This is a genomic window from Paenisporosarcina sp. P5_A11, from assembly GCF_056400705.1.
The window spans coordinates 1-5,060 of record NZ_JBFUKT010000209.1 but is presented as its reverse complement, the minus strand read 5'-3'; the positions used below and the strand labels follow the sequence as shown (position 1 = coordinate 5,060).

At 36.3% G+C, this 5,060-nt stretch carries 5 protein-coding genes; 4 read left to right on the top strand and 1 reads right to left on the bottom strand.

What is annotated here, in order from left to right:
- Positions 1-62: 62 nt before the first annotated feature.
- Complete coding sequence (locus AC1DOS_RS17800; protein WP_477538577.1) at positions 63-383, top strand: hypothetical protein; 321 nt, start codon at positions 63-65, stop codon at positions 381-383.
- Between the two features lie 87 nt (positions 384-470).
- Here AC1DOS_RS17800 and AC1DOS_RS17795 read toward each other — a convergent pair whose 3' ends face one another.
- The gene (locus AC1DOS_RS17795; RefSeq protein WP_477538576.1) at positions 471-1,631 is read right to left on the bottom strand and encodes an iron-containing alcohol dehydrogenase; all 1,161 of its coding nucleotides are present in this window, start codon (positions 1,629-1,631) and stop codon (positions 471-473) included.
- A 273-nt stretch (positions 1,632-1,904) separates the two neighbouring features.
- Between AC1DOS_RS17795 and AC1DOS_RS17790 the strand changes: the two genes are divergently transcribed.
- Genes AC1DOS_RS17790 through AC1DOS_RS17780 form a run of 3 tightly spaced genes read left to right on the top strand, consistent with a single transcriptional unit; the run spans position 1,905 to position 4,591 of the window.
- Entirely contained in the window at positions 1,905-2,708 is an 804-nt protein-coding gene (locus AC1DOS_RS17790; protein ID WP_477538575.1) for a GDSL-type esterase/lipase family protein, read from the top strand.
- Complete coding sequence (locus AC1DOS_RS17785; protein ID WP_477538574.1) at positions 2,701-3,618, top strand: ABC transporter ATP-binding protein; 918 nt, start codon at positions 2,701-2,703, stop codon at positions 3,616-3,618. Before AC1DOS_RS17790 ends, AC1DOS_RS17785 begins: the two co-directional genes overlap by 8 nt.
- Positions 3,611-4,591, top strand: a complete 981-nt coding sequence (locus tag AC1DOS_RS17780) for an ABC transporter permease (RefSeq protein WP_477538573.1) — start codon at positions 3,611-3,613, stop codon at positions 4,589-4,591. Before AC1DOS_RS17785 ends, AC1DOS_RS17780 begins: the two co-directional genes overlap by 8 nt.
- Positions 4,592-5,060 lie beyond the last annotated feature (469 nt).

The following is a 5,060-nucleotide window of genomic DNA, read 5'->3' as shown; positions in this document are numbered from 1 at the left end:
AATAAATGAAGTGGAAAGAATGATATAGTAAAAAGAAATCCTTAAGAAAGGATGTGATTGATTTGTCTACACCTAAAATTTTAAAATGGGTGAGTGGTGGTCTTGAAGCAATCCTAGGGATCCCCATATTAGGTGGAATAATTGTCGTTAGTTTTTTATGGATACCTCTAGGTGTTATGCTTGCTTTGCACATTGTAACTTTAGTCTTGACTAAAAAGAGCGGTGGTTCTTCGACTGGTAGTATATTAGGAATAGTCACTTCTTGTATCGCATGGATTCCGTTTGTAGGAATGGTCATGCATATTCTTACTGCAATTTTTCTTATGCTTGATGCCGCAAAACCCGAAGATGAATTTATGAATAATAATATTGATGTCGCTTAACAGGGAAATGAAAAAGGATGAATCTCATTTGAGATTCATCCTTTTTGTTTTCATTAAAACTAATGTCATGAATACTTACCTCTAACTTTATAATGACCGAATTAATATATCTTTAACACTTACTCGATCCAGTTCTTTATAAACTCCGACACCTGGTTTAATAAAGGTTTTATCGATAATCAACTCGATATCTTTGTCGTCGATGTCATAGTCGCTTAAACGATTTGGAGCATTAAGAGAGTCCCAGAATGCACGAAGTGCTTTCGCTCCATCTCTCGCAACTTCCAGGTCACTTTTTCCTTCATCTGAAATGCCGAAGACGTTCATGGCTAGCATTTTCGCACGTGATGGGTCTTCTTCTAGCACATGCTCTAACCAATGGGGGAACAAAATGGCTAGACCTCCACCGTGAGGAATGTCATACACAGCTGAAATGGCATGCTCGATTCGATGAGTAGCCCAGTCACCACCATCTGTTCCATTCGATAATGTTTCATTAAATGCTGTTGTACTGATGTACATCATCGTTTCGCGATGATCGTATGATGTTAAATCGTCCAGTAATTTTGGACCTGTTTCAATCGCTGTTCGAAGTAATGATTCAATAAATCCATCAATCATTGGTGTGTTTTTTGTGCGATGAAAATAGTGTTCAAGAGCGTGAGACATGCTATCGACAATTCCATAAACAGTTTGCTTACGAGACACCGAAAATGTATAAGTAGGATCTAAGATTGAAAAACGTGGGAATACATGAGGTGATCCCCAACCTAATTTATCTTTTGTTTCCCAGTTTGAAATAACTGATATGGGATTCATTTCAGAACCAGTTGCAGCTAGAGTAAGCACGGTCCCGATAGGTAGGGCAGATTCAATGGGAGCTTTTCGCGTAATTAAATCCCACACATCGCCGTCATATTTTGCGCCGATAGCAATTGCTTTTGTGCAATCAATTACACTTCCGCCCCCAACAGCTAAAAGAATGTCGATGTCTTGTGATTTACACATCTCAACGCCTCTATGAACCGTTGTTAACCGTGGGTTTTGTTCAACACCAGGTAATTCAACTATTGTGGCTTCTGCTTTATTAAGTTCTTTCATGACATCTTCATAGACCCCATTTTGTTTAATACTTCCTCCGCCATAAACAACAAGTACTTTCTTCTTTTTAACTTCATTTGATAATTGACTAATTTGCCCTTTACCAAAATATAATTTCGTCGAGTTATGTTGTAAAAATATATTCATCTGTGCACCTCATTTTATCTAATCTTCTTTGCCGCAATCATGAATATCTAGCGGTTCAATGTATACTTTACCACTATATCCGTTTAATCGTTATCGATGATGATTAAACTGAGTATCAGTTTGTCTTTACATAAATGAAATCAATCCTAATCATAAATTACTAAAAATAGAATTTACTATTAAAACCGACAACAGAGTATCCTGTACTTTACTTTCTGCTCATTATTGACTACGTTTAATTAACTTACCCATTTAGAAAAAGAGGATGATATTGTGAAATTAAATTCAGTCAAAATCATTACGGTTTTATCATTAGTTGCTACTGTCATGTGGGTGGTTGGTTTATCCTTCACTATCAACGATCAATTTTTCAACAATCCTCCTCCACCCGTAGAAAAGTCAGCGACCATTTCTACAGACACAACTCAAACAAAGGATGTTTCTATCGTTGCTATTGGTGATTCATTAACTCGTGGAACTGGAGATTCGACGGGGAAAGGATACGTTCAGTACATGTTGAACGACTTGAAATCAAAAACGAAACAAAAAGTGGATTTATCTAATTTAGCCATCAGTGGTTACACTTCACAACAACTGATAAATCAGCTTAAACAAACAGAAATGCAAAGACAGATACGAGGATCTGACATTATTGTCATGACAATCGGTGCGAATGATTTATTTCAAGGAGGGACATCGCTAACTAATTTTAAGCAATCTAACATTGATGCTCTTGAAAAAACGTATTTAAGTAACCTCAAAGAAATTTATGGAACGATAAGAAAAATTAATCCTCAAACAACGGTTTACCATATTGGACTTTACAATCCGTTCATCGAATTGTCAGATGCAAAAACCACATCAAATGCAGTTCGTAAGTGGAATTTCGATACTGCTGATTTGGCTGCAACTTTTGAAAAATTCGTATTTGTTCCTACTTTTGACTTGTTTCAATTGAATGTTAACAATTATTTAGCTGGTGATAAATTTCATCCAAACAGTATGGGATATCAATTAGTTGGAGAGCGTGTAGCTTCTCTCATTACTTTTGAGAAGGAGAATGAGAAAAATGAATAACCTCGAATCTACATTAGTAGTTAAAGACCTTCAGAAAAAAATTGGAAACAAAGAAATCATCAAAAAGATTTCATTTGAACTAAAACAAGGTGAAGTTTTCGGTTTCCTTGGACCAAATGGAGCTGGGAAAACAACCACTATCCGCATGCTTGTTGGCTTGATTAAACCAACTTCTGGTGAAATATCTATTTGCGGTTTTAACTTAGCTGATGACTTTTCAAATGCCATAAAACAAATTGGCTGTATTGTAGAAAACCCTGAACTGTATCCATATTTATCTGGCTGGGAGAATTTACAGCAGTTTGCTCGTATGGTTCCCGAAATTAATGAAAATCGCATAAATGAAGTCGTCACACAAGTGGGACTTCAAAACCGGATTCATGATCTAGTTAAAACCTATTCTTTAGGAATGCGTCAACGTCTAGGAATTGCTCAGGCATTACTTGGAAAACCAAAAGTTCTCATTCTAGATGAACCAACGAACGGACTTGATCCAGTGGGTATAAGAGAAATGCGTGAATTTATTCGGACTTTAGCGGAGCAAGATCAAATAAGTATTCTTATTTCCTCCCATTTACTAAGTGAAATCCAATTGATGTGTGATCGAGTAGCCATTATTTCAAAAGGCGAAATTATTAAAGTTGATTCAGTGGGTCTCTTACTAGCCGAACAGGAGCGAGTATCTTGGAAGCTTCAACCTTTGGCTGAGGGGAGAAGAATTTTATCAGAAGAAACAACAATAATATTTGAAAAAGATGGAATAATAATTACCCATTACGATGAAGGAAAGCTCTCTTTGATAAATGAAAGATTGGTTCGCGAAGGCGTCAAGGTTAGCGGAATCCAAACGAAACTTCCAACACTCGAAGATTTATTTATTGAGTTAACAGGAGGTGAGACAATTGATTAATTTAGTGCACAATGAGCTGATCAAGCTTGTCCGAAAAAAACGGCTTTACATCATTTTAGCGATAGTAGCCGTCCTAGTTGCACTGTTTACTTACGCCCAAATGAAAGAAGTGAAATCCTTACAAGAACGTTTAGGTACGACAGACTGGAGATCACAATTACAACAGGATATTGTAAATACACAAAACCGTCTTAATTCGAGTACCATTCCAGACGATTTACGTAAATATTTTTTGATTAGAATTAGCGAACAAGAATATTACTTAGAACATGATGTGGATCCTTCAGCACCTGGAGCCCCAACGTTTATGCGAATGTTTGTGGAAAATTCAATTGATTTATTAATGCCACTAATGGTTGTTGTGGTCGTAGGAGATCTGGTGTCATCTGAATTAAGTGGTGGCACAATTAAAATGCTCCTAACAAGGCCTGTTAAGAGGTGGCGTATTTTAATGAGTAAGTTTCTCACAATGATCCTTTCCGTTTCTTTTATCGTATTATCGCTGGGTTTATTGTCTTATCTCATCTCAGGTGCTGTTTTTGGCTATTCCGGGTGGACGATGCCTATCCTGACTGGATTTTCAACAAATGGCAACGTTCTCGTCACAACTAATGTTCACTTAATTTATCAATGGCAATACCTTTTGATGGAATTAGGTCTTGCTTGGTTCGTTGGAATTATTGTCGGGTCCATAACGTTAATGCTATCTKTTTTAATACGTAGCACGGCTGCTGTAACTGGCGTTATGTTAGCGACTCTTATCTCGGGTCCCATTTTAGCCAACATGGTGTCATCTTGGGAGTCCGCAAAGTATTTATTTATGGTCAATCTTCGAATTACGGATTATATCAGTGGAGGGGCTCCCCCAATTCAAGGGATGACCTTGGGCTTTTCAATGATTATTCTAACGATATGGGGAATCGCTGCACTCCTTGTCGCTTTTATTACATTTACCCGAAGAGATGTATATTAACTAGTATATTTAAGGACTTACCTTTGTTTGTGAAGGTAAGTCCTTTTGTTGTAGAGAGTTATTGCATCTTCGTGCTTCTCAGTGATGAATTATTTACAAAAGCGAAGAAACTGTCAATTCTAAACTAAATTAAAAATGGGTTTCTATGTAAAACCAGTTAGACTATTACCAACAATTAGATAGATTAGAAGTAAACACTTTGCAAAAGAAATCTAATGTAAAAGAGGCGTTAAGTCAAAAACGATAGTTTTATGAATAAATAGGATATCTATTATGTTAAATAGATAGTGAGTATATGAAAACAGGAGATTCGATGAAAAACCAATTCTATAACAGGCCAAAGAAGAGGTGAGCTTTTGATGTTAAAAGATTTATATTTCAAGTATCGGAATGAATTATCAGAATTATTTGGTATTTTAATAGGGTTTATTTCATAAAGTTAACTAAGGGTAAATTGTCTATTAGAGGG